This is a genomic window from Millisia brevis NBRC 105863 (assembly GCF_001552615.1).
GTDB lineage: Bacteria > Actinomycetota > Actinomycetes > Mycobacteriales > Mycobacteriaceae > Millisia > Millisia brevis.
Genome location: NZ_BCRN01000011.1, coordinates 72543 through 98306 on the forward strand (window position 1 = coordinate 72543; position 25764 = coordinate 98306).

At 69.5% G+C, this 25764-nt stretch carries 21 protein-coding genes; 14 read left to right on the forward strand and 7 right to left on the reverse strand.

What is annotated here, in order from left to right; translation table 11 throughout:
* Positions 1-134 precede the first annotated feature (134 nt).
* The 7 genes from MB1_RS15955 (at position 135) to MB1_RS15985 (ending at position 8059) form a co-directional block, all read left to right on the forward strand.
* Positions 135-1922 carry an SDR family oxidoreductase gene (locus tag MB1_RS15955; RefSeq protein ID WP_066909325.1) on the forward strand — a complete coding sequence of 596 codons (1788 nt, stop codon included), beginning with the start codon at positions 135-137 and terminating at the stop codon, positions 1920-1922.
* Between the two features lie 33 nt (positions 1923-1955).
* Positions 1956-2855, forward strand: coding sequence for a metal-dependent hydrolase (locus tag MB1_RS15960; protein ID WP_066909328.1), 900 nt, complete (start codon positions 1956-1958; stop codon positions 2853-2855).
* A gap of 5 nt (positions 2856-2860) precedes the next feature.
* Positions 2861-4003 (forward strand): PDR/VanB family oxidoreductase, encoded by a 1143-nt coding sequence (locus MB1_RS15965; protein WP_066909331.1) that lies wholly within the window; start codon positions 2861-2863, stop codon positions 4001-4003.
* 78 nt (positions 4004-4081) lie between these two features.
* Complete coding sequence (locus MB1_RS15970) at positions 4082-5131, forward strand: heme/hemin ABC transporter substrate-binding protein (RefSeq protein WP_066909552.1); 1050 nt, start codon at positions 4082-4084, stop codon at positions 5129-5131.
* A 32-nt stretch (positions 5132-5163) separates the two neighbouring features.
* Positions 5164-6207 carry a FecCD family ABC transporter permease gene (locus MB1_RS15975; RefSeq protein ID WP_084351971.1) on the forward strand — a complete coding sequence of 348 codons (1044 nt, stop codon included), beginning with the start codon at positions 5164-5166 and terminating at the stop codon, positions 6205-6207.
* On the forward strand, positions 6201-7001 hold the full coding sequence (locus MB1_RS15980) for a heme ABC transporter ATP-binding protein (RefSeq protein WP_066909337.1): 801 nt from the start codon (positions 6201-6203) through the stop codon (positions 6999-7001). Before MB1_RS15975 ends, MB1_RS15980 begins: the two co-directional genes overlap by 7 nt.
* On the forward strand, positions 6998-8059 hold the full coding sequence (locus tag MB1_RS15985; RefSeq protein ID WP_066909340.1) for an asparaginase domain-containing protein: 1062 nt from the start codon (positions 6998-7000) through the stop codon (positions 8057-8059). Before MB1_RS15980 ends, MB1_RS15985 begins: the two co-directional genes overlap by 4 nt.
* A gap of 121 nt (positions 8060-8180) precedes the next feature.
* Here MB1_RS15985 and MB1_RS15990 read toward each other — a convergent pair whose 3' ends face one another.
* The 3 genes from MB1_RS15990 to MB1_RS16000 are packed head-to-tail and all read right to left on the reverse strand — an operon-like array spanning position 8181 to position 10967.
* The gene (locus MB1_RS15990; RefSeq protein ID WP_066909555.1) at positions 8181-8606 is read right to left on the reverse strand and encodes a GNAT family N-acetyltransferase; all 426 of its coding nucleotides are present in this window, start codon (positions 8604-8606) and stop codon (positions 8181-8183) included.
* A 26-nt stretch (positions 8607-8632) separates the two neighbouring features.
* Complete coding sequence (locus tag MB1_RS15995; protein ID WP_066909345.1) at positions 8633-9766, reverse strand: acyl-CoA dehydrogenase family protein; 1134 nt, start codon at positions 9764-9766, stop codon at positions 8633-8635.
* Between the two features lie 37 nt (positions 9767-9803).
* Complete coding sequence (locus tag MB1_RS16000; protein WP_066909558.1) at positions 9804-10967, reverse strand: acyl-CoA dehydrogenase family protein; 1164 nt, start codon at positions 10965-10967, stop codon at positions 9804-9806.
* A 112-nt stretch (positions 10968-11079) separates the two neighbouring features.
* Between MB1_RS16000 and MB1_RS16005 the strand changes: the two genes are divergently transcribed.
* Positions 11080-11655, forward strand: coding sequence for a histidine phosphatase family protein (locus tag MB1_RS16005; protein ID WP_066909348.1), 576 nt, complete (start codon positions 11080-11082; stop codon positions 11653-11655).
* A 29-nt stretch (positions 11656-11684) separates the two neighbouring features.
* Here the strand turns inward: MB1_RS16005 and MB1_RS16010 are convergent, their stop codons facing one another.
* Positions 11685-13559, reverse strand: coding sequence for a DEAD/DEAH box helicase (locus MB1_RS16010; protein WP_245650220.1), 1875 nt, complete (start codon positions 13557-13559; stop codon positions 11685-11687).
* Between the two features lie 350 nt (positions 13560-13909).
* Here MB1_RS16010 and MB1_RS16015 point away from each other — a divergent pair, with 350 nt between their 5' ends.
* Positions 13910-15697 (forward strand): AMP-dependent synthetase/ligase, encoded by a 1788-nt coding sequence (locus MB1_RS16015; RefSeq protein WP_066909351.1) that lies wholly within the window; start codon positions 13910-13912, stop codon positions 15695-15697.
* An 81-nt stretch (positions 15698-15778) separates the two neighbouring features.
* On the opposite strand, the gene MB1_RS16020 is transcribed toward MB1_RS16015, so the two are convergent.
* Entirely contained in the window at positions 15779-17074 is a 1296-nt protein-coding gene (locus MB1_RS16020) for a type III PLP-dependent enzyme domain-containing protein (RefSeq protein ID WP_084351934.1), read from the reverse strand.
* Positions 17071-17718, reverse strand: a complete 648-nt coding sequence (locus MB1_RS16025) for a TetR/AcrR family transcriptional regulator (protein WP_066909355.1) — start codon at positions 17716-17718, stop codon at positions 17071-17073. Before MB1_RS16025 ends, MB1_RS16020 begins: the two co-directional genes overlap by 4 nt.
* A 78-nt stretch (positions 17719-17796) precedes the next feature.
* On the opposite strand from MB1_RS16025, the gene MB1_RS16030 reads away from it, so the two are divergent.
* From MB1_RS16030 to phaZ, 5 genes are all read left to right on the forward strand, one after another.
* Positions 17797-19191 carry a D-arabinono-1,4-lactone oxidase gene (locus MB1_RS16030; RefSeq protein ID WP_084351936.1) on the forward strand — a complete coding sequence of 465 codons (1395 nt, stop codon included), beginning with the start codon at positions 17797-17799 and terminating at the stop codon, positions 19189-19191.
* Positions 19192-19281: 90 nt separating this feature from the next.
* Positions 19282-20613 carry a PucR family transcriptional regulator gene (locus MB1_RS16035; protein ID WP_066909357.1) on the forward strand — a complete coding sequence of 444 codons (1332 nt, stop codon included), beginning with the start codon at positions 19282-19284 and terminating at the stop codon, positions 20611-20613.
* 108 nt (positions 20614-20721) lie between these two features.
* On the forward strand, positions 20722-22224 hold the full coding sequence (locus tag MB1_RS16040; RefSeq protein WP_066909360.1) for a long-chain-fatty-acid--CoA ligase: 1503 nt from the start codon (positions 20722-20724) through the stop codon (positions 22222-22224).
* Between the two features lie 3 nt (positions 22225-22227).
* Positions 22228-23922, forward strand: coding sequence for a PHA/PHB synthase family protein (locus MB1_RS16045; protein WP_066909363.1), 1695 nt, complete (start codon positions 22228-22230; stop codon positions 23920-23922).
* On the forward strand, positions 23906-24838 hold the full coding sequence (phaZ, locus tag MB1_RS16050; RefSeq protein WP_084351937.1) for a poly(3-hydroxyalkanoate) depolymerase: 933 nt from the start codon (positions 23906-23908) through the stop codon (positions 24836-24838). The genes MB1_RS16045 and phaZ overlap by 17 nt, the downstream gene beginning before the upstream one ends.
* Positions 24839-24920: 82 nt before the next feature.
* Here the strand turns inward: phaZ and map are convergent, their stop codons facing one another.
* Positions 24921-25718 carry a type I methionyl aminopeptidase gene (gene map, locus MB1_RS16055; protein WP_066909369.1) on the reverse strand — a complete coding sequence of 266 codons (798 nt, stop codon included), beginning with the start codon at positions 25716-25718 and terminating at the stop codon, positions 24921-24923.
* Positions 25719-25764: the final 46 nt, after the last annotated feature.

Sequence of the window (25764 nt, forward strand, 5' to 3'; positions counted from 1 at the left end):
CGGGCACCCGCGTTCCACCTCGCCTCGGAGGGCGTCGCGAGAATCCCTCGGGACCGTCAGGAGATACCCTCAGTATCTGATACGAGTGGTAACGTATTTCTCCGAGCGGTACGACCGGCGAGAGGCGTTATCCCATGTCAACGGAGACACAAGCCACTGCGACAGCACGGCACATCGCGTGGCGGCCACGCACGGTCGAGCACGACGGCATCTCGATCGCCGTCTTCGAAGCGGGCACTCCCGGCAAGACGCCGCTGCTGCTCATGCACGGGTGGCCGGATACCCACGAGCTGTGGACGGCAGCCGCCGCCGACCTGGTCGACCGCTTCCACCTCATCGCCTACGACACCCGCGGATACGGCGGAACCACCCGCCCGCGCTCGGTCGATCGCTACCGCCTCCCGCAGCTCGCCGGCGATATGTTCGCCGTCGTTCGGGCGACGAGCCCCGACCGCCCGGTCCACGTGTTGGCCCACGACTGGGGTTCGGTGCAGGCCTGGGAGGCGGTGACCACCGAGGGCGCCGACCGCTATATCGCGTCCTTCGTCTCGATCTCCGGTCCCAATCTCGATCACCTCGGTGCCTGGGTGCGCGAACGGCTGTCCCGACCGACGCCCGCCTCGCTGCGCGCCGCCTTCTCCCAGCTGGCGTCCTCGGCCTATACGGGCCTGTTCCAGTTGCCGGTCCTGCCGGTGCTCGCCACGAAGGTCCTCGCACTGCCCGGCGTCTGGCCGCGATTCATCAACCTCATCGAGGGCACCCCCACTTCGGACGTGGTGACCGGGGCGACCTTCCGCGCCGACACCACCGCCGGGTTGGCCTACTACCGCGCGAACATCCGCCCCGCATTGGCGCGACCGGATGCGCGCCCCACCGACATTCCGGTGCTCGAGGTGGTCAACCACCGCGATATCGCGCTGCGCCCGCCGATCTTCGACAACAGCCGGCGCTATGCGACCAATCTCTGGCGGATCGACACCGCCAACGGCCACTGGCTGCCGTTCTCCCGGCCGGAGTTCATCGCCGACATCACCACCCGCTTCATCGCCTCCCTCGAGGGCACCCCCGATCCGGAGATCGACCGGCTCCGCGTCACCGAGGCTCCCGGGTCCTTCACCGGCCGCCTGGCGGTCATCACCGGTGCCGGCAGCGGTATCGGGCGCGAGACCGCGTTGGCGCTGGCCGAGCGGGGCGCGGAATTGGCGCTGGCCGATATCGACATCGCCGCCGCCAAGACGGTCGCCGACACGATCGACGCGGCCGGCGGTCGTGCCCGCGCCTACCAGCTCGATGTCGCCGACGACGAGGCCTTCGCCGAGACCGTCGCCGCGATCATCGCCGCCCAGGGTGTGCCGGACATCGTGGTCAACAACGCCGGTGTCGCCCTCGCCGGCAGCATTCTCGACGCGACCGATGCGCAGATCCGCCGGTTGATCGACATCAACCTCACCGGCGTGATCACCGGCAGCCGACTATTCGGCAAGGCGATGGTCGAACGCGGCGTCGGCGGCCACATCGTCAACCTCGCCTCGGCCGCCGCGTTCACCCCGCAGCGCGGCCTCGGCGCCTACGCCGCCACCAAGGCCGGCGTCCTGCTGTTCAGCGAATCGCTGCGCGCGGAGCTGGCCGACGACCACATCGGCGTCACCGCGATCTGCCCCGGCATCGTGGCCACCAATATCACCAGCAGTACCCGGATCGCAGGCGCGGACGCGGAGACCGAACGCGCCCAGCAGGAGCGAATCACCGCGGCCTACCGGCGCCGGAACTACACACCGGACCGCGTGGCGAAGGCAATCGTGCGATCGATCGAGAAGAACCGGGCCGTGGTCCCGGTCACCCCCGAGGCGCAGGCCGGATACCGCACCTACCGATTCACGCCCGCCGTCTCGCGTGCCCTCGCTCGCGTCCGCGTCGTCTGACATTCCCGCCCCCTCAATCCCATCGGAGGAGCCATGACCGCCAATCTTCCCCGGTACGACAAGGCCTTCGACCCCGGGCCGGTCGAATTGCACGCACGCGACGTTCATTTCGACGTGTCGGACGCTCCCCTCGAGTGGATTCCCGGTCACCCGGTGCCCTCGCACGTCATCAGCACGCTCAATCTGTTCCTCCCCGAGGGTGAGCGGTGGTTCGTGCGCACCTTCAACGAGGCGCTTCCTCTGGTCCGCGACGAGCAATTGGCTTCCGCCATGCGCGGATTTGTCGGGCAGGAAGCGGTGCACGCCGATACCCACGACAAGGCTCTGCGCGACTACCTGGTACGCGGCGGCATCGACCCGGATCCGGCCGAGCGACAGATGGCCTGGATCTTTCGCCGCCTCCTCGAGCCCCGCGAGACCGATTCACCGCGCAAGGCGCACAAGAACCTCACCGAGCGCCTCTGGTTGATCGCGGCCATCGAGCACTACACCGCGGTGCTGGGCGACTTCGCGCTCAACTCCGGCTGGGCCAGGGGCGGTGCGCATCCGGGGATGACCGACATGTTCCAGTGGCACGGCGCCGAGGAGGTCGAGCACCGCAGCGTTGCCCACGAGGTGGCCACCTACTTCGACAACAGCTACCTCAGCCGGATCCGGGCGATGGTGATCTCCATCCTCGGTCTGTTCCTGATCATCTCGCGAACGACTCGCTACCTGCTCAAGGCGGACCCCGAACGGAACTACCCGTTCCCGCAGGTCATCGTCGGCTGGCTGCGCGGAGTGCGCGCCGGCCACGTCCCGAGCCTGTGGTCGGTCATTTTGACCACCGTGCCGTACTTCAGCACAAAGTACGATCCGGCCGACGTGGGGTCGACCGCCCAGGCGGTCGCCTATCTGGCGGCCTCGCCGGGGGCCCGCGGCGGCGCGCAGTGACCGTTATGGATCGATCGACCGCACCCGACGCGGGCGATCCCGACTTCCTGCCGACACCACCGGATCTCTACGGACGCCGCGAACGCGACCGGGTGTTGCGCGGGCTGGGAATCGCCGGACGCTACTGGTTTCCGGCGTGGCAGCGACTGATCCACCCCGGCGAGCCGCAGGAGGTCGACCGCACGCTGACCGTGCGCATCGTCGACCGTCGGGTGGTCGCCCGCGACGAGAACGTCATCGAGCTGACCTTCGGCCCGGTCGGCGACGAGCCGCTGCCGCGGTGGTACGCCGGTGCGCACCTGGACCTGCTGCTCCCGTCGGGGCGGATGCGCGAATACTCGCTGTGCGGCGATCCGACCGTGCAGGACACCTACCGCATCGCGGTACGGCGCATCCCGGACGGTGGCGGCGGTTCGCTCGAGGTCCACGACGCGCTGAAGGTCGGCGACACGATCCGAGTCAAGGGGCCGCGCAACGCATTTCCGCTGTCACTGCCCGGATTCGGCTCCCCCGCGACCCGGATGCGGTTCGTGGCCGGCGGCATCGGGATCACCCCGATCCTGCCGATGCTCGCCACCGCGGAACGGCTCGAGTTGCCGTGGTCGATGATCTACGTCGGCCGCAGCCGCGAGAGCCTGCCGTTCCTCGACGAACTGCGGCCGTACGGCAGCAAGATCACCATTCGTACCGACGACGAGCACGGTCTGCCGACGCCGGCGGATCTGCTGGGCGACGAGGATTCCGGCAGCCCGTCGGCCGAGCCGTCGACCGTCTACACCTGTGGCCCGCCGATGATGCTCGAGAATCTGCGACAGGCGTTGATCGGGCGCCCGGACGTGGAGTTGCACTACGAACGGTTCTCCGCGCCCCCGGTCGTCGGTGGCCGCCCGTTCACCATCACGCTCGCCAAGAGCGGGGTGCGGGTACCGGTCGCCGCGGACGAGCCCGCTTTGGAGGCGATTCGGCGCGAGCTGCCGGGCGTGCCCTACAGCTGTCGGCAGGGCTTCTGCGGGACGTGCAAGATCAAGGTGCTCGACGGCAAGGTCGAGCACCGCGACACGATCCTGTCGGACGCCGAACGCGACGCCGGATCGATGCTGATCTGCGTATCACGCTGCGTCGACGACGAACTGACGCTCGACCTCTAGGCGAACGGGGCTCCCGCGGGTGGGGGCCCCGTCACAGCCGGCGGGGCAGTTAGCCTGTCCTGTGTGACCGTCAGCCGCATGCCGCCCCGTTCCGACCACTTTCCCGGACGGCGGCGGCTCGCGGGGGCGGCCGCCGCGCTCGCGCTCCTGCTCGCGGGCTGCTCGACCGATCCGATCGACTCGTCGACGGCGGCGTCGTCCGCCTCGGTGGACGAGATCCTGCGCCCCGGGCCGCAGACCGCGACCCTCGCCGAGCCCTACGTCACACCCGAATCGACCCCCACCCCGGACCTGCCGGTCACCGTCACCGATTTCGGCGGCTCCGAGGTGACCGTGACCGACGCGTCGCGCATCATCGCGCTCGACCGCTACGGCACCCTCGCGCAGACCGTGCTCGCACTGGGCCTCGGCGGTTCGATCGTCGGGCGCGATGTGCCGACCGACGATCCGACGGTGGCCGACGTGCCGGTGGTCACCGACAGCGGTCACCGCCTGACCCCGGAGGCGATCCTCGATCTCGATCCCACCGTGCTATTGGTCGACTCCTCGATCGGTCCCCCGGAGGCGATCGACCGGGTGCGCGAGGCCGGCGTTCCGGTGGTCACCTTCGACCCGGGCAGATCGGTCGACACCGTCACCACCCAGATCGAGGCGGTCGGCGCGGCCCTCGGGGTACCGGACGCGGCGAGCGACCTCGCCGGGCGGGTGGGCGACGAGATCGCCGCCGCCCGTGCGACGATCCCGGCCGGTACCGAGGACGTCACCGCCACCTTCGTCTACCTGCGCGGGGCCGCCCTGCAGCTGATGGCCGGTCCCGGCTCCGGCGCCGACGACCTGATCGCCGCCCTGGGGGCGACCGACGCGGCGACCGTCGCCGGGCAGACCCAACCGTTCCTGGCGATCACCACCGAGGCGATGATCGCCGCCGACCCGGACGTGATCCTGGTGATGGCGGCGGGCGCAGAATCGGTCGGCGGCCTCGACGCGGTCGCCCAGTTGCCCGGTATCGCCCAGACCTCGGCGGGCAGCAACGACCGCATCATCGCGATGGACGACTCGTACATCCTCGGCTTCGGCCCGCGCACCGGGCGGGTGCTCTCGGCATTGGCGGATGCGATGTACCGGTGACCGATTCCCCGCAGGTCGCACGGACGGCGCCGGTGGGCCCCACCCGTCGGCGCACCGTTCTGCCCGCCGCGCCGACGCTGATCGTGCTGGCGGTCGCCGTGGTCGCCGTCGGCCTCTACTGCGCCGGTCAAGGGCAGGTGTACATCCCGTACAGCGAGGTGATCGGCAGCGTCCTGCACCATATGGGCCTCGAGATCGGCCCGCTGCCCTCGCACCCGCGCGGCGAGGAAACGCTGTGGGTGGTGCGCTTCCCGCGGGTGATTCTCGCCGCGCTGATCGGCGCCGCCCTCGGCTGCGCCGGCGTGCTGATGCAGGGCGTCCTGGCCAACCCGTTGGCCGAACCCGGTGTCGTCGGAGTGTCCTCCGGCGCGGCGGTCGGCGCGTCGGCCGCCTTCGTCGCCGGCGGCTTCTTCGCGTCCGGGTTGCCGCTGGTCGCCGCGGGCTTTCTCGGTGGGGTCATCACCGCGGCCGGTGTCTACCTGCTGGCGGTCAAAGACGGCCGCGCGGCGGTGATCACCATCGTGCTGACCGGTATCGCGGTCAACGCCTTCGCCGGTGGGCTGATCGCGTTGATGACGTTCATCGCCTCCCCGACCGCGCGCGATCAGATCGTCTTCTGGCAGTTGGGGTCGCTGAACGCGGCGTCCTGGGAGGCGGTGTGGATCGTCGGGGCGATCGTGGCGATCGGGGTGCCGGCGGCGTGGTTGCTGGCCCGCCGACTCGATCTGCTCGCCCTCGGCGAGGCGCAGGCGGCCGGGCTCGGCATCGACGTCGACAAGCTGCGGCGGACAGCGATGGTGCTGGTGGCGGTCCTGGTCGCCGGGGCGGTGTCGTTCACCGGCATCGTGATGTTCGTCGGGCTGGTGGTCCCGCACCTGCTGCGCATGATCGTCGGACCGGCGCACCGGGTGCTCGTGCCGGCCTCCGCCCTGGGTGGGGCGCTGATCCTGCTGATCTCCGACCTGGTCGCCCGCACCCTGGTCGGCGGGGCGGACCTGCCGCTGGGCATGGTGACCGCCCTGGTCGGGGCGCCGGTCTTCTTCGTACTGCTGCGCAAGCGGGCGCACGGATGGTGACCCCCGCGCTCGAGGCCACGGACGTCGCCGTCGCGCGGGGTGGACGCACGATCGTGCGGTCGGCCTCGCTGCACGTCGACCACGGCACGATCGTCGCGCTGATCGGTCCGAACGGTTGCGGCAAGTCGACGTTGCTGTCCGCGCTGTCGGGGATCGAGCGGCCCGCCGGCGGGCGGGTGCTGCTCGACGGGGTCGAGATGGCGGAGATCCCGCGCCGCGAGTTGGCCCGCCGCCGGGCGATCGTCCTACAGCAGAACGATGTGAGCTTCGGGTTCACGGTGGACGATGTGGTGGCGATGGGCCGCCACCCCTGGGAGCGCCGCCCCGAGCGGGTCGAGTCGGCCGCCGCGATCGAGGAGGCTATCGGGCTCTGCGAGCTCGACGGGCTGCGCGAGGCGTCGATGGCGACCCTGTCCGGCGGCGAGCGCGCCCGTGTCGCCGTCGCCCGGGCCCTCGCCCAGCGCACCCCGGTGCTGATGCTCGACGAACCCAGCGCCGCGATGGATCTGCGGCACCAGGAGCACCTCTTTTCGACCCTCCGGCAGCGGTCCGGGCAGGGAGCGGCGATCCTGGTGGTCGTGCACGATCTTGCCCTCGCCGCCGCCTACGCCGACCGCATCGTGTTGATGGACAACGGTGAAACCGTCGCGGCGGGTACCCCGCGCGAGGTGTTGACCGCCGACCACATCGACCGGGTCTATCGGCATCCGATCGACACCTTCGATCACCCGGGCACCGGGCAGCTCATCGTGCTGCCGCACCGCTCCGATGTGTCGGCGACGGACGCCCGATGACCGGGTCGACCACGGCCTCGACCGTCGTGCTGATCGGCACCGGCGGCACGATCGCCGCCCGCGTGGACGACGCCGGGGTCGCGACCGTCGCCGACGGATTGCCGGGCGGCCTCGACCCGGCCGACACCGTCGACGCGACAGGCTCCTCGCTGCGGATCGTCGACCTCTTCGCGGTCGACTCCTCGGCGCTGACCTTGGCGCAACTCGATCGCATCGACGCCGAGGTCCGCCGGGCCGCAGCCGATCCCACCGTCGTCGGGGTGGTGGTCACGCACGGGACCGACACGATGGAGGAGACCGCGATGCTGGTCGACCTGCATCACACCGGCGATGCCGCGGTGGCCTTCACCGGCGCGCAGCGGACGGCCGACCATCCCGATCCGGACGGCCCGGCCAACCTCGAACTGGCGATCGCCGCCGCTCGCGACCCCGCTCGCGCCGGCCGCACCTGGATCGCCTTCGCCGACCGGGTGCTTCCCGCGGCGGGGACCACCAAGCTCGATACCGCCCGCCTCGACGGCTTCGGCCAGAACCTAGCGGACGACGCCCCCTCGGCCGGCGATCTGGAGCGGACCAGCGATGTGGAGCCGTCCGGAGATGTGCAGCCGACCGAAGATGTGCAGCCGTCGGGCGGCCGGATGACCCTGCCGCCGGCGCCGATCGCCGATGTGGTGGTCGACATCGTGACCCTGCACGTCGGGGCGACCGGTCGCACGATCCGCGCGGCGATCGCCGCCGGGGTGGACGGTCTGGTGGTCGTCGCGCTCGGCGGCGGCAACGCCCACCCCGATGTGACGGTCGCGATCGGTGAGGCAACGGCCGCCGGTATTCCGGTGGCGCTGACCAGTCGCACCCCGTTCGGAGCGATCAGCACCGCCTACGGCGGCGGGGGTGGCGGCCACGATATGGCCGCGGCCGGGGCGATCCCGACCGGACTGCTCCGGGCCTCCCAGGCGCGGATCGCCCTGGCTGCCGCGATCGCCGCACACCGCGACCAACCCGACCACGCGCGTACGACCTTCGCCGCGATCTGTGCGAGGACCTGCTCGCAGGACTGAGGTGTGGAAATCGGCACCTATACGGTCCGCGGACACGATATACGTGCTCGCGGACCGTATAGGTGCCGATTTCCACACGACCTCGACGCGAGCCCCTCGGCAGCGACCGCACACGCGATCCCTAGTCGCGCAACCACATTCCGGTCCGCGCCGGGGCGACGTCCTCGAAGCCGTGGGTCTCGTAGAGGTGCCGACCGGGCGGGTCGGCGGTGAGAGTCACGTAGGCGCCGGGCTCGGCCCGTTCGCGGATCTCGGCGAGCAGCGATTGCAGCACCGCCGCCCCGATGCCGCGGCCCTGATGGTCGGGCAGGGTCGCCATATCGGCGATCAGGAAGTACCAACCGCCGTCGCCGACCACCCGGCCCATGCCGACGGCTTCCCCGGACGCGGTGCGCACCGTGCGCCACGTCCAGGTGCCGGCGATCGCCCCCTCCGCCTGCCGGGCGGTCTTGGGCGACAGACCGGTCACCGCTCGCAGCCGCCGGTACTCGTCGACCGTCGGCGGGTCGACGAGCATCCGGTAGTCGGCGGCGAGCGGTGCGGCCATCCGAATATCTTCCACGGGTAGGTATCTCAGCCGGTGACGTCGACCATCTCGTGGTCGCTGACCGTATCGGCGAGCACCTTCAGGTGCTCGGAGCGGCCACCGAGGGTGTGCTCGATCGCGGTCAAGCGGCTGAAGTAATGGCCCACCGGGTACTCCGCCGTCACGCCGATACCGCCGTGCAGCTGCACCGCCTCCTGGCCGATATGCCGTGCGGCGGTGCTGATCTGCAGCTTGGTACGCGAGGCGACCACCGGGTCGACGATGCCGTCGGCCAGCGTCATCGTGGCGTAGAGGTTCATGCTCTGCGCCAGTTCCAGCGAGACGTACATATCGGCGGCGCGCTGGGTCAGGGTCTGGAACTTCGCCAGCACAACGCCGAACTGCTTGCGCTGCTTGAGGTACTCGGAGGTCAGCCGCAGCGATTCCTCCATCGCGCCGACCGCTTCGGCGCAGAGCCCGGCCTGGGCCCGCACGGTCGCCTCGGTGATCGCGGCGCTCGCGTCGCCGGTACCCAACTCCTCGGCGGCCGCGCCGTCGAAGACCACCTGGGCGCCGCGCAATCCGTCGTGCGTGCGGTAGGCGGTGCGGGTGACGCCGGCGGCGTCGGCCTGGACCAGGAACAGCCCGGTGGTGCCGTCCGGGCGCACCGCGGAGACCACCAGGGTCGCCGCTCCGTCACCCCGCAGCACCGGGTTCTTCGTGCCGGAGATCGTCCAGCCGTCACCGACGGGGGTCGCGGTGGTGGCCAGGGTGGTCGACGGCCACCGCACTCCGGGCTCGGCATGGGCGAAGGCCAGCAACAACGATCCCTCTGCCACCTCGGGCAGCAGTCGGCCGCGCTGTTCGGCCGAGCCGAGCGCGCCGATCAGACCGCCGGGGACCACGACGGCGTCGAGCAGCGGTTCGGGTGCCAGCACCCGGCCGATCTCGACCATGACCGCCATCAATTCCTCGGGTCCGGCGCCCACGCCGCCGTCCTCCTCGGAGAAGGTCAGACCGAGGATGCCGGTCTCGGCGAGCTGCCGCCAGACCTCGGTGCTGTAGCCGGGGTCGGTCGCCACTGCGCGGCGGCGCGCCTCGGCATCGCCGTAGGTCTTGGCGAGCAGGTCACGCACGGTGTCGCGCAACATCTTCTGTTCGTCATCGAATTCGAAATGCATGCTGGTGTCCTTGCGGATGAAGGGGCGAACAGAAGGTCTAGAGGCCGAGGATGCCGGACGAGATGATGCCGCGCTGAATCTCGTTGGAACCGCCGTAGATCGAGACCTTCCGGTGGTTGAGGTAGCGACGCGCCGACTGCTGCGCCCACTCGGGGCTCGCGATGTCCGCAGCATCGACCGGCAGCGAGTCGGCCGCGGCGATATCGGTCACCAACTCCGTCACCAACTGGTCGAGTTGAGAGCCGCGCAGCTTCAGCACCGACGATGCCGGGCTGGGCTTGCCCTTCTCGTAGCTCGCCACGATGCGCAGCAGCGTCACCTCGAGGGCGAGCAGTTCGTTCTCCAACTCGGCCACACGGGCGGCGAACAGCGGATCGTCGAAGAGCGATCCGCCGGGCAGCGCGGCGGCGAGGGCCTTGGCCTCGGCGAGCGCACGCTTGGTCTCACCGACGCGCGCGATGCCGGTGCGCTCGTTGCCCAGCAGGAACTTCGCGTACGTCCAGCCGGCGTTCTCCTCGCCGACAAGGTTCTCGACCGGCACGCGGACGTTCTCGAGGAAGACCTCGTTGACCTCGAAGCCACCATCGATCAGCTCGATAGGTCGCACGGTCACGCCGGGCGCATCCATCGGGAACAGCAGCATCGAGATGCCCATCTGCTTCTTCGGCGCGCTCGGGTCGGTCCGGACCAGGCAGAAGATCCAGTCGCCGAACTGCCCGAGCGTCGTCCAGGTCTTCTGACCGTTGACCACGTAGGAGTCGCCGTCGCGGACCGCCACGGTGCGCAGCGATGCCAGATCGGACCCGGCCTCGGGCTCGGAGAAGCCTTGGGACCACCAGATGTCGAGGTTCGCGGTCTTCGGCAGGAAGCGCTCCTTGAGTTCCTGCGAGCCGAAGGTGGCGATCACCGGACCGATCATCCCGGCGTTGAAGCTCAACGGCTCCGGGACTCCGGCCAACTGCATCTCGTTGAGCCAGATGTGGCGCTGCACCGGGCTCCAGTCGCGGCCGCCCCACTCGACGGGCCAGCCGGGTACGGCGTAGCCGTGCTCGTTGAGCACCTGCATCGACCGGACGATGTCGTCACGGCTGAGCTCACCGCGAATATTGCTCTCGCGAATGTCCTCCGGAAATGTGGTGCGGTAGAACGTCCGCAGCTCGTCGCGGAACTCGGCCTCCTCAGGGGAGAGCGCAAGCTTCATCATCCTCGATATCCTTCCGTCCACGCCGACGCCTCGACGGTACCCCGGCCGACTGCACGCAGCGCACCGACCGGCCGGCCCTTACCGACCGATCGGATAGTGTGCGTTCACTATGACCGTCGTCGCGCTCGTCCGTCACGGGGAAACGGACTGGAACCGAGAGGGACGACTGCAGGGCTCGTCCGATATTCCACTCAACGCCCTTGGCCGCCGGCAAGCCACCCGGGCCGGCACGGAACTGGCGGCGTTGCCCTATTCCTGGTCGACCCTGGTGTCCTCTCCTCTCTCCCGTGCGCACGCCACCGCGACCGCCATCGGCGAGCAGATCGGCCTGACGGTCACCGCCACCCACGACGACCTGGTCGAACGGTCGTTCGGTGATGCGGAGGGCACCCTGGAGTATCAACGATGGCGCCAATGGCCGGGAGGGCTATTCCCCGGTATGGAACCGCATCACGACGTCGCCCGCCGGATGTCGATGCGCATCGAACAGCTGGCGGGCGAGCATGCCGGGGAAGCGATCATCGCGGTCAGCCACGGCGGCGCGATCCGCGCCCTGCTGGGCCCGCTCCTCGGCGGACCGCCGCCGCGCATCCGCAACGGCGGGATCAGCGTGCTGGAGGGCGAGCCGGGGGCGTGGACGATCCTGTCGATCAATTCGACTCCACCGGAGGACATCTGGTGGTGAGTCCGGGCCGCCCCCGGTGATCGGATGCCTCAGTCGCGCTTGCGCTTCTTCGGCGCCGAGGACGACGGCGGACCGGAGTCGCGCTGCAGGTTGATCAGCTGGCCGCTGATCCGGGTGCGCTTGAGCGCATCGACCGTCTCGCGGGAGAGATCCGCGGGCAGTTCGACGAGGCTGTGGTCGGGCCGGATGCTGATATGCCCGAAGTCGCTGCGGCGCAGGCCGCCCTCGTTCGCGATCGCACCGACGATCGCTCCCGGAACGACCTTGTGGCGCTTGCCGACCGCGATCCGGTAGGTGGCCATCTCCACACCGCTGCGCGACTTGGAACCACCCGACCGACCACCCTGTCCGGGGCGATCCCGATCCCGATCGCGGTCCCGATCCTTGTCGCGACGCGGCCGCTCGGAGGGCGGGGGTTCCGGCTCCATCAGGAAGGCCTCACCGTCGCGGGACGCCACAGCCAACGCGGCGGCGATGTCCGCCATCGGTACGTCGTGCTCGGACGCGTAGTCCTCGACCAAACGCCGGAACAAAGACAACGACGGGGCCGCCAACGACTCGGTGATCGAGTCGGCGAACTTCGACACGCGCTGCGCGTTGACGTCGTCGACGGTCGGCAACGGGATCTCGGTCAACGGCTGCTTGGTCGCCCGCTCGATCGAGCGCAGCAGATGTCGCTCGCGCGGCGCGACGAACAGCAGCGCCTCGCCGGTGCGCCCGGCGCGGCCGGTACGCCCGATCCGGTGCACATAGGACTCGGTGTCGTGCGGGATGTCGTAGTTGACGACGTGCGAGATGCGGTCGACGTCGAGCCCGCGGGCGGCGACGTCGGTCGCGACCAGGATGTCGATCTGCCCGCTCTTGAGCTGGGAGATCGTCCGCTCGCGCTGGGACTGGTTGATGTCGCCGTTGATCGCCGCGGCCGCGAAGCCGCGGGCGCGCAGCCGCTCGGCGAGATCCTCGGTCGCCTGCTTGGTGCGGACGAAGACGATCATCGCCTCGAAGGCCTCGACCTCGAGGATGCGGGTGAGCGCGTCGAGCTTGCGCTGATGGGCGACCTGCACCCAGCGCTGGGTGATGTTGGAGGCGGTCGAGGTCTTCGACTGGACGGTGATCTCGACCGGGTCGTGCAGATACTTGCCCGACAGCTTGCGGATCGCCGCCGGCATCGTCGCCGAGAACAGCGCCACCTGCTTGTACTCCGGGGTGTCGGCGAGGATCCGCTCGACGTCCTCCTGGAAGCCCATGGTCAGCATCTCGTCGGCCTCGTCGAGGACCAGGAAGTCCAGGTTCGACAGGTCGAGGGTGCCGCGTTCGAGGTGGTCGATCACCCGTCCGGGGGTGCCGACGACGACCTGGGCGCCCCGGCGCAACCCGGAGAGCTGCACACCGTAGGACTGGCCGCCGTAGATCGGCAGAACCTGCAGGCCGGGGATGTGCGCGGAGTACTTGCCGAATGCCTCGGCCACCTGCAGCGCCAGCTCCCGGGTGGGGGCGAGCACCAGCGCGCGCGGCTGGCGGGTCGACACGTCGATGCGCGAGAGGATCGGCACCGCGAAGGCCGCGGTCTTGCCGGTACCGGTCTGGGCGAGCCCGACCACGTCCCGGCCGTCCATCAACGGCGGAATGGTCGCGGCCTGAATGGGCGACGGCGACTCGTAGCCGACGTCGGAGAGCGCGCGCAGGACCCGCGGATCGATGTCGAGGTCGGCGAAGCGCGGCCCCTCGGGCTCGTCCGGACGTTCCGGCGCCGCGGTCTCGGCCGCGCCCTCGGGCTCGTCCGCGCTCGCGACGGTTCGGCCGTCGCTCGGCTCGCCCACCACCGGGGCGGGCGCGGGGTCACTTCGCTCCCCCTCGAGCCCAACTGGCGGGGCGTCGGTGGGTGCGTACTGGTTCGATGTCATCGGCTCGACTGGTACCGATTCTGAGCTAGTCATATCCGCACACCAGGGTAGTCGACGGTCGACGATCCGTGGCGCGCGGGCGCTCGACTGCTCACAACTCGTGCCGCGGCACCCGGTGGGTCCGCCATTCGCGACGGCCGGACGACACGGATCGGCCGCGACCCGCAGTCGGCCGAGTTGAGCCGCCGGAAGGTATGGGTCCGGCCGGGAGAGCTGCCGGGGAGCGAACCGGCCATCGGGGAACGCCCCCGAACACGACATATCGGTCACGTTTCGAACGGGGGACGGCGGACACTCCTCGGGCCCGGGTGTGATGAAATAGACGTTACAGATACTTCGGAGGTTCCCTCGTGCTCGAGTTCACGAATCCGGCCACTTATACGGTTCCGGAAAATGCGTCCCTGGTTGCTTCGGTCTTTCGCTTCGCGAAGGAACAACCCGGACACGTACCCTTCCAGCGCCGCAAAGGTGACACCTACTACGACGTCACGAGCAAGCAGTTCGCCGACGAGGTAACCACCACGGCCAAGGGCCTGGTCGCGAGCGGTATCGAGGCCGGCGACCGGGTCGCGATCATGTCCGGGACCCGGTACGAGTGGATCGTGCTCAACTACGCGATCTGGGCCACCGGCGCGACGACGGTCGCGATCTACGAGACGTCGTCCGCCGAGCAGGCGAAGTGGATCCTGGAGGATTCGGGCACCAAGCTGCTGGTGGTCGGTTCGGCCACCGAACTCGACACGGTGGCCGACGTCGCCGCCGCCGCTCCCGACCTGGTCGAGACCCTGGTCTTCGACAACGGCGCGCTCGCGGAGATCGACGGCCGCGGCAGCGAGATCGGCGACGAGGTGATCGCCGAGCGCACCGCGGGCATCACCGCCAAGACCGGCGCCGTGCTGATCTACACCTCCGGAACCACCGGCCGGCCGAAGGGTGTCCAGCTCACCCACGGCAACTACTACGCCGAGGTCGCCGCGGTCCGTACCAGCCTCGCCTTCCTCTTCCGGCCGGGCAGCACCACACTGCTGTTCCTGCCGCTGGCGCATTGCTTCGCCCAGGCGATCGCGTTCGGCGCCTTCGAGACCGGCGTGACCGTCGCCCACCATTCCGATACGACGACGCTGGTCGAGCAGTTCGCGATCTTCAAGCCGACCTTCATCCTTTCGGTGCCGCGCGTATTCGAAAAGGTCTACAACGGCGCGAAGCAGAAGGCGTACGACGGCGGCAAGGGCTCGATCTTCGAGAAGGCCGAGGCCACGGCGATCGAGTGGAGCAAGGCGCAGGACACCGGCGGTCCCGGCCTGGGCCTCAAGCTCAAGCACGCCGTCTTCGACAAGCTGGTCTACTCGAAGCTCAAGACCGCTCTCGGCGGCAACTGCGTCGCGGCCGTCTCCGGCGGTGCCGCTCTCGGCGCCCGGCTCGGCCACTTCTTCCGCGGTATCGGCGTGCCGGTCTACGAGGGCTACGGCCTGACCGAGACCAGCGCGGCGATCACCGTCAACTCCCCCGAGTTCCAGCGGGTCGGCTCGGTCGGCCGGCCGATCCCCGGCATGTCCGCGAAGATCGCCGAGGACGGCGAACTGCTGCTCAAGGGACCGGTCGTCTTCGAGGGCTACTGGAAGAACCCCGAGGCGACGGCCGAAGCGATCCGCGACGGCTGGTTCCACAGCGGTGACATCGCGACGATCGACGAGAACGGCTTCGTCTCGATCACCGGCCGCAAGAAGGAAATCATCGTCACCGCCGGCGGCAAGAACGTCGCCCCCGCGATCCTCGAGGACGCGATCCGCGCCCATCCGCTGGTCAGCCAGTGCCTGGTCGTCGGTGACGCCAAGCCGTTCATCGGCGCGCTGATCACCCTCGATCCGGAGGCGCTGCCGGGCTGGAAGCAGCGGCACAACCTGCCGGAGTCGACCACGGTCGCCGAGCTGTCCACCAACCCGGACATGATCGCCGAGCTCGACGAGCTGATCGCCACCGCGAACAAGCACGTGTCGAAGGCCGAGGCCGTCAAGAAGTACAAGGTGCTCGACGCCGACTTCACGATCGAGAGCGGCGAGATGACGCCCACGATGAAGCTCAAGCGCAACATCATTCAGAAGGAGCGCGCTGCGGCGATCGACTCGATCTATTCCTGATCGACCGTCTCGTTCGGCATACCGCCGGTCGTCCCTCGGGGCGGCCGGCGGTTGTCGTTCGTCCGGGAGCGGATCGTGGGGTCAGCCGAAGCAGAGTCCGGCGCCCCGGTAGGTGGGGACCTCGGTGACCGCTCCGTTGGGCTCGACCAGGTGGACCCGATCGAATCGTTCGCAGATCTCTCCCGACTTCGCATGCCGCATCCACAGCCGGTCGCCCGGCCGAACGGTGCCCCGGTGGCGGATCGGCGTCTGAACCTCCCCCGCCCCCTCGGCGGCGACCAGTCCCCGAAGCGGAACCGCCACCCCTCCCGCGCCGAAGAGAGCCACCGGGCTGGGGGCCCGGGACGCCGACGGTGGCCCGGAGGCGATGTAACCGCCGGAGAACGCGGTGGCGATCCGACGGCCGGGTGTACGCACGATCGGCAGCGCGTACATCAGCGCCGGATGCGGACGGAAGGAGGTGTACCGGTCGAACAGGGTGGGCCCGAATACCCCGGAACCGGCCGTCACCTCGGTGACCACCGGGTCGGCCGCGCTCTCGGAGATCGAGCCGGTGCCACCGGAATTGACCAGTTCGATCGGTCCCGCGGCGTCGACGACCGCGTCGACCACCGCGGTGCGCCGGGTCGACAATTCGCGCATCGTCCGCCGCTTGACCAGTGCGACCGCCCGCTCGTGCAGCGCCGCGGCGATCCCGTCCTGCCGGTCCGGCATGCCGGCGACCTGCGCCTCGTAGAACATCACCCCGACCACCGTCAGCCCGCGGGCACGGGCATCGGCGGCGACCGCCGCCGCCTGTGCCGGGGTGCGCAGTGGCGAGCGGCGCACCCCGAGGTGCGCCGGCCCGATCCTCAGCGACGCGTCGATGTCGAGGCAGAGCCGCACCGGGGCGCCCGAGGCCGCGTCGGCGACCAGTCCCACCTGGTCCCCACTGTCGACCATCAGGGTGATGCGTTCGCGCAGAACGTCATCCGCCGCGATCTCGGCGATGGTGGCGCGATCGACCGTCGGATAGCCGACCAGGATGTCGGCGACTCCGCGACGGGCCAGGTACACCGCCTCCGCGGCGCTGTAGGCCATCGCTCCCCGGAAACCGGTGACGCCGGCGTCCGCACCGACCAGCAGGTCGATCACCGCCTCGACGCGGATCGACTTGGTCGCCAGTCGGATCGGGGTTCCCAGCGCCCGGCGCCGCAGATCCTCGACGTTGGCGCGCAGGGCCGCCATGTCCAGAGCCAGAACCGGCGCGGCGAGCGTGTCGAATGCACCGTTGAGACGGCGGGCGACCGCGTCGAGCGAGAGGTCGATCGCGGGGGCGACCGATGCGCGTCGGCTGTCGGATTCGTTCGGTCGGATCGGTTGCCGGTGCAGGGTCATCGAGCGACGGCGGCGGCCGCCAGCCGTCCCGCCAGCAATTCGATTTGGCGCCGAACGGCCTCCGCGTCGCGATCGACCAACCACCGCAGCACAAATCCGTCGATCGACAGAATGGTCATACGCGCCAAATCCACCAACGGCTCGGTCCACGTCGTCCGGGTCAACGCCGCCGCCCGATCGAGAAACTCGAACGCCTGCGCATCCATCACCCGATACTGTTCCTCGGCAATTCGCGACGACGCCTCGGAACCGGAAGGGCGCGAGCGCAATGCGTAACACGTGATTTCGTACGTCAACAACTCGCGGTTCGGCACGGATTCGATATGCGCCCACATCGCCATCAGGCCGCGGTACAACAGATCTCGCAGGCCGGACTGTCCCGACGGCGGCTCGTCCATCTGGGTGACGATCAGGTCGACCAGGGTGTCGATCGACCCGGCGAGTTGCAGGACGAGAGCCTGCCCCATCGCGGTGACCATTTCTTCCTTGTCCTGGAAGCAATAGTGCACAACACCGAGGGAGACGCCGGCCTCCTCCGCGACCGCGCGAACCGTCACCGAGGCGACTCCCGACCGTGAAGCAATAGTCAGCGCCGCCTCAACCAGTTGATTTCGACGTTCCGGCGCGGGCATGCGAGAAAGCATGAACAGATCTTAATCCGACCACCGATATTCGGATGTCACCGACTTGACCTGAACAAGTGTCCAGGAGATAGTGGGGTCGTGCGAACGCTTCCTCCGCCGGCTCGGCAACCGGATCGGGACAGGCAACCGGATCGGACCAGCGGACGCCGGCAGGGCTGGGTCAACTGGGGACGCAATGTCAGCGCCTCACCGAGCGATCTGGTGGTCGCCCGCTCCACCGCCGATGTCGAGGACGCCGTCCGCCGCGCGCACGAGGCCGGGCAGCGGGTCAAAGCGCTCGGCTCGGGCCATTCGTTCAACACGATAGCCGTGACCGACGGCGTCGCCCTCAACGTTCGCAATCTCAGCGGTATCGAGAGCCTCGTCCCCGAACCCGACGGGACCGTTCTGGTCGGTCTCGGGGCCGGGACCCGGCTGCACGAGGTCGGCCCGGCGCTGTGGTCGCTGGGTCTGGCGATGCGCAATATGGGCGATATCGACGCCCAGACCCTCAGCGGCGCCCTGTCCACCGGCACGCACGGTACCGGCTCGGCGTTCACCGGCCTGACCGATCAGATCGCCGGCATGACGATCGTCACCGCGGACGGCACCGCGGTCCGCTGCGATCCGACCACAGAGCCGGAATTGTTCGCCGCCGCCCGGCTCGGCCTCGGCGCCCTCGGCGTCGTGACCACCATCGTGTTGCGCTGCGTGCCGGCCTTCCTGCTCGAGGCGGTCGAGGGGCCCGGCCGGCTCGACCCGGTCCTCGAGAACTGGGAGCAGGACCGAACCGCGAACGATCACTACGAGTTCTACTGGTTCCCGCATACCGACCAGGTCCACACCAAGCGCAATCGCCGACTGTCGGTCGAGGGTGACGCAAGCCCGGGATGGCGCGCCGCCGCCGCCCGATTTGCCGGCCGGATCGGTAAGGAGACCCTCGAGAACGGGGTCTTCGAGGTGATCAACCGGGTCGTCACCCGCGTGCCGCGAATGATCCCGTCGGTCAACCGATTGTCGGCGAGCGTGGCCGGATCGACCTCCCACTCGGTCGGCCGCAGCTACCGCATGTTCGTCACCCCGCGGCGGGTGCGATTCCGCGAGATGGAGTACGCGGTACCGGTCGAGCGCATCCCGGATCTGCTGCGCGAGCTGTCGCAGTGGTTCGGGCAGACCGACTATCGCACCGCCTTTCCCGTCGAGGTCCGCTGCGCCGCGGCCGACGACATCTGGCTGTCCACCGCCTTCGGCAGGCCGACCGGATACGTTGCGGTGCACGAATATTACCGCCGCGAGGCCGACGACTACTTCCGCGCCTTCGAGGCGATGGCCCGGGCGATGGGCGGCCGGCCGCATTGGGGCAAGGTCCACCATCGGACCGCGGAGGATCTCGCGCCGAGCTACCCGCACTTCGAGGACTTCCGGCGCGTTCGCAACCGGTGGGACCCCGACCGGGTCTTCGACAACAGCTATCTGCGCCGCGTCCTCGGCTAGGTCGCAGACCGCCGGGGCACGGCCGGCCAAGGCCGAAGCGGCGGGCGATTTCGACCCGACGGCCCGCTCGGACCGCGTACGGTTCGTGCAATGACGGCGCCATCGGACTTCGGATGCCGACACGATCTCGACCACCTGCTGCGCCTGCTGGCCGATCGCATCGGCCCGGACGTCGGATCGATCGCCCGCGACTCGGCCGACACGATCACCGCCGAGGTCGCCGCCTACGGGATCAGCCGAGACCCCCTGCTGCAGGTGCAGCTGTACAACCACAGCCTCGGCGTCTTCCGCGCCCTGGTCAGCTGCCTGCACACCAATCGCTCCCCCGCGGCCGCCGACTTCCCGGCCACCCCGGAGTTCGCGTCGAGCCGGGTCCAGCAGGGCATCGGCCTGCACGACTTCCTGCGCGCCTTCCGGATCGGTCACATCACCTTCTGGCGACGTCTGGTCGCCACCATCGCCGAGATGGACGACCTCGATCCCCGCTGCCGGGATCGGGATATCGCCGCGATCCTCACCCGCACCGGCGAATTGCTGCTCGAGGTGATCGAACTGGTCAGCTCCGACGCCGGCAGCGCCTACCTGGAGGCCGAGCAGTTCCGCCTCGCCGACGGGGAACGGATGCGGCGCGACCTGATCGAGGACCTGCTCGCCGGGCGCCGGCCGATCATCGGTCCGCGGCGGGCCCTGTTGAACACCGCCGGGCTGACCGCGGGCGCCCCCTTCGTCGCGACCTCGACCCGCCTGCCCGACGGGATCGACGACTCCGCGCTCACCCGCATCCGCTCGCTGATGCGCACCGCGGTCGGCCGCGGCGGCACCGGGCTGATCGTCGCGCGCCACGACGAGGTGATCGGCCTGTTCCCGACCGCCGACCCGGCCGAGATCGTCGCGCGCTTCGTCGCGCTCCGGCCGGACGTCGACACACCGAACTCCGGTATCGCCACCGGGATCTCGACGGTGCACCACGACTGGGACTTCGTGGCGCAGGCCCATCGGGAGGCGACGGTGACCCGCGACAGCATCGGACCCGACGGCCCCGGAACCGACGGCGCCGTCACCGTCCGCGCCGCGACCTCGCTGTCCCCGATCGATTACCTGCTGCGCGCGGACGACACGACCGCCTACCGCCTGATCGATCCGCGGATCACCGCCTTCGTCCGCGAGGAGGTCGCCGGCGATCGGGTCTACCTGGACACCCTCGAGGCGTACGTCGAGTCCGATCTGAACGCGAAGGTGGCGGCCGAGCGGTTGCACCTGCACGTCAACACCGCCTACTACCGGCTCGAGCGCATCGCGGAGCGCACCGGCCGCGACCTGCGCCGATTCACCGAGGTGATGGACCTGATCGTCGCGGTACGTCTGCTGCGGTCGGGGTCGCCGGGATCACCCACCGCGGAGCGCTCCCGACCCGAGCGGTGACCGGTGGTGGTGGTCACATCACAAGACGATCTGTGAGCGGACCCCTAACCGTCGGTATCGGCGATGCAGAACACTCGTGGTCTGTCGCGATATCGAACGGAGACCACCATGTCCAACCTGGCCGAGCGCCTCCTCGCCTCCGCCTCGGCGGATCCCGACGCCGACGCCCTCCGTCTCGATGATCGCGTGGTCAGCTACGCCCAGCTCGCCGACTCCGCCCGCCGGCTGGCCGCCCTGCTGCACACCGCCGGGGTCGAGCCGGGCGACCGTGTCGGGGTGATGCTGCCGAACGTCCCCGAGTTTCCGATCTGCTACTACGGCATCCTGCTCGCCGGCGGCGTGGTCGTGCCGATCAATCCGCTGCTCAAGGAGGCGGAGGTCGCGCACTACCTCGGCGACTCGGAGGCCGGCATCCTGCTCGCCTGGCATGCCGCGCCCGGCGATCCGTCCGCCGGAGCCGCGGACACCGGCACCACTCTGATCACCGTCGAACCGGACAGCTTCACGAGGCGTCTACGCCTGCAGCTGCCGCTCGAACCGGTCGACCGCGACGACACCGACACCGCCGTGGTGCTTTACACCTCCGGGACCACCGGCACCCCCAAGGGCGCCGAGCTGACCCACGCCAACCTGCGCCGCAACGCGGACATCTTCTCGCAGGACTGGCTGAAACTGAGCCCGGCGGATGTCGTCATGGGCTGTCTGCCGCTGTTCCACACCTTCGGGCAGACCAACTCGATGAACAGCACCATCTTCGCGGGCGCGTGTCTGACGCTGATCAGCCGCTTCGACGGCGCCGCGGCCCTCGACGTCGTCGAACGGGATGCGGTCACCGTCTTCCTCGGCGTGCCGACGATGTACTCGGCGATGCTCGCCGCCGGGCGGGAGCGCCCCGAGGTGACGATGCCCAGCCTGCGACTATGTGTCTCCGGTGGCGCGGCGATGCCGGTCGAGGTGTTGCGCGGCTTCGAGAAGCGGTTCGACTGCACGATCATCGAGGGCTACGGCCTGTCGGAGACCTCCCCGACCGCCTCGTTCAACCCGCCGGACGGGGTGCGCAAGATCGGTTCGATCGGCATCCCGTTGGAGGGGGTCGAGATGCGCATCGTCGACCCGGACGGCGCACAGGTGCCGGACGGGCAGCCCGGCGAGATCGCGATCCGCGGCCACAACATCATGAAGGGCTATCTGGGCCGGCCCGAGGCCACCGCCGAGGTGCTCTCCGCGGACGGGTGGTTCCTGACCGGCGATATCGGCATCCGGGACCAGGACGGCTACTTCTTCATCGTCGATCGCAAGAAGGCGTTGATCATTCGCGGCGGCTATAACGTATATCCGCGCGAGATCGAAGAGGTACTGTACTCCCACCCCGACGTCCAGGAGGCCGCGGTGATCGGTGTCGCCCATCCGGAACTCGGCGAGGAGATCGCCGCAGCCATCGTTCCCGTGCCCGGCTCGACCGCCGCGCCCGAGGACATCCGCGACTACGTCAAGGAGCGGGTCGCCGCCTACAAGTATCCGCGCGTCGTCTGGTTCACCGAGGAGCTACCCAAGGGGCCCACCGGAAAGATCGTGCGCCGCAATATCGTCGCTCCCGGACGGGGCCGCTGACCGATGTCCTCCTCCATCGACAAGGACGTCGCCGACGTCGCCGCGCCCGTCGAGATGCTGCTGACCCGCGCCGCCAAGGGCGGTGTCTGGCGACGCCTGATCCCCGGTCGAACCGCCGGCCATACCGTCGTCTCGCTCGCAAATCGGCCGGAGCTGCTCGGCCGGCGGGTCACCGGGCTGGCGAGCGAATACGCCCGCATCGTCACCGGCAAGTCCTCGATCGGCCCCGGCGCCGGCGACCGTCGCTTCACCGACCCCGGCTGGTCGGGAAATCCGTTGTTCAAGAAGCTGATGCAGGCCTACTTGATTTCGGCCGAGAGCGCTCGCAGCCTCGTCGACGAGTTGGAGTTGGAGCCGCGCGATGCCGAGCGGGCGCGTTTCGCGGTCGATCTGATCGCCGACGCCGCCTCTCCCAGCAATATCGCCCCGGTCAATCCACTGTTCTGGAAGGCCTTGCTGGACACCGGCGGTGCCAGCGCCGTACGTGGACTGCGCAACCTCGTCTCCGATGTCTCGTCGGCGCCGCGGGTACCGACGATGGTCGATACCTCGTCGTTCCGGGTCGGGCAGAACATCGCCGCCGCCCCCGGTTCGGTGGTGCTGCGGACCCCGCAATTCGAACTGCTGCAATACAGCCCGGTCACCCCCACCGTCGGGGTGACCCCGCTGCTGATCGTGCCGCCGGTGATCAACAAGTACTACCTGGTCGAGCTCTCCCCGGGCCGCAGCCTCGTCGAGTACCTGGTCTCGATGGGCCAGCAGGTCTTCGTCATGTCGTGGCGCAATCCGGATGTGCGGCATCGGGAGTGGGGCTTCGACGTCTACGGGGAGGCGGTCGGCGCCGCGATCGACGCGACCCTGTCGATCAGCGGTGCGCCGAGTGCGCATCTGCTGAGCCTGTGTTCCGGTGGCGCGCTGTCGGCGATGTACGCCTCACATCTGGCGGCCCTCGGCAAGCAGGAGAAAGTGGCGACCTTCTCGCTGGCGGTCGCCGTCCTCGACCAGAGCGGCGGTGGCACCCTCAATGCCCTCGCCGACAAGGAGGGCGCGGCCGACGCGGTGCGCGCCTCGCAGGAGCGCGGCTACCTCGACGGCAGCGCGCTCGCCGAGGTCTTCGCCTGGCTCCGGCCGAACGACCTGATCTGGAACTACTGGGTCAACAACTACCTGCAGGGCCGACCGGCCCCGGCGTTCGACATCCTGTTCTGGAACGCGGATACCACCCGGATGACCGCCGGACTGCACCGCGACTTCATCCACATGTTCGTCGAGAACAAGCTCGCCCGGCCCGGCGCCGCCCGGATGCTCGGGTCGCCGGTGGACCTGTCGACGATCACCGTCGACAGCTACATCGTCGCCGGGGTGTCCGACCACATCTGCCCCTGGGAGAGCTGCTACCGGTCGACGGCGATGCTCGGCGGCAAGACGCGTTTCGTGCTGTCCCGCAGCGGGCACGTCGCCTGCCTGGTCAACCCGCCCAGCAACACCAAGGCGACCTTCCGGGTCGCGGAGTCGACCCCGACCGACCCGCAGGACTGGTTGGAACTGGCGGAGACCCGGAAGGGCTCCTGGTGGGTCGACTACGCCGCCTGGCTGGCCGACCGCAACGGCGGCACCATCAACGCGCCGACCACCGAGGGCGACGACGACCATCCCATTCTCGAAGCGGCGCCCGGATCCTATGTCTTCGACAACTGACCGCGATCGGGCACGCCGCGGCGGGCTGTCGGCGGTACCCGGGGAGGAAGGCGCACCGACCGTGATCGACGACGACGGCACCATCGGCTACTTCCGCCGGGTCCACCTCTACGGGGTGGAGTTCCGGGTGCACGTCAGACCCGGTACGGGCGCGCGCCCACCGCTGGTGCTGTGCAATGGGATCGGCGCGAACATCGAGGTGCTCGATCCGCTGGTCGAGGCCCTGCCGAAGGACCTCGAGATCATCCGGTTCGACGCACCCGGTACCGGGTCGTCGTCGACGCCGCCGTATATGTACCGCTTCTCGGGGCTGGCGCATACGCTCGGCCTGCTCCTGACCGACCTCGGCTACGACCGGGTCGACGTGCTCGGCTTCTCCTGGGGTGGCGCGCTCGCCCAGCAGTTTGCGGCCCAGAATCCGCGGCGGTGTCGGCGGTTGATCCTCGCCGCCACGGGTACCGGCATGATCTCGGTGCCGGGGCGGATCGGCGCGTTGTCGCGGATGCTCACCCCGCGGCGCTACCGCGACCCGGCGTACGCCGCCTCGATCGCCGACCGGCTCTACGGTGGGTCGCTGCGCGGAGCGCCGGAGCGGGCGGCGGAGATCCTCGGGCACGATTCGCATCCCGGAACGTCGCGCGGCTATCTGCTGCAGTTGCTCGCCGGCGCGGGCTGGACCAGCGTGCCGTGGCTGCCGCTGATCCGGCAGCCCAGTCTGCTGCTCTTCGGCGACGACGATCCGATCATCCCGCTGGCCAACGCCCGCATCCTGCACACCCTGTTGCCGCATTCGACGCTGCACATCTTCTCCGGCGGCCATCTCGACCTGCTGGTCAAGGCGCCACAACTGGCCCCGGTGATCGACAGGTTCCTCTCCCATACCGAGGCACCCGCCCCGGGCTCGCCGAGCAGGTAGCCCCCGGCCCCACAACGACAACCCCCCGCAACGACAACGTCCCCACCACCGGATCGGGTGATGGGGACGTTGTGGGTATTGCTCAGTTCGGGCGGGGCGTGAGGATGCGCGGACCATCCGCGGTGACCGCCACGGTGTGCTCCCAATGCGCCGACCGGGAACCGTCGGTGGTCACCACCGTCCAGTCGTCCTCGAGGATCGCCGTATCGGTGGTCCCGAGAGTCAGCATCGGCTCGATCGCGAGGGTCGAGCCGACCACCAGCTCCGGGCCGCGACCCGGCTTGCCCTCATTGGGCAGGAACGGATCCATGTGCATCTGCCGCCCGATTCCGTGACCGCCGTATCCGGCGACGATCCCGTAGGTGCGGCCGTGCAGCCGCTCGGCCGCTTCGGTGCCGAGTTCGATCGCGTGCGAGACATCGGTGAGCCGATTGCCGGGGATCATCGCCGCGATGCCCGCCTCCATCGACAGCCGGGTCGCCTCGCTGAGGTCGCGGTCGTCGTCGCCGACGGTGCCCACCCCGAAGGTCCACGCGGAGTCGCCGTGCCACCCGTCGAGGATCGCCCCGCAGTCGATCGACACCAGATCACCGTCGACCAGGACGTCCTGCGCGTTGGGGATGCCGTGGACCACACGGTCGTTGACCGAGGAACAGATGCTCCCCGGGAAGCCGTGGTAGCCCTTGAACGACGGAACCGCACCGGCGGACCGGATCACCTCTTCGGCGACCCGGTCCAGGTCGAGAGTGCTGACGCCCGGAAGGGCCGCCGCGCGCACCGCTATCAGCGCTGCGCCGACGACCCGTCCGGCCGCTTCCATCGCGTCCAACTCGTCGGCGGTCCGCCACGGAACCGCTTTACGACGTCGAGTGAATCCCACTGAGGTCCTTCATGGCCGGTACAGCCGGCCGTTCACCGCCCGCGAG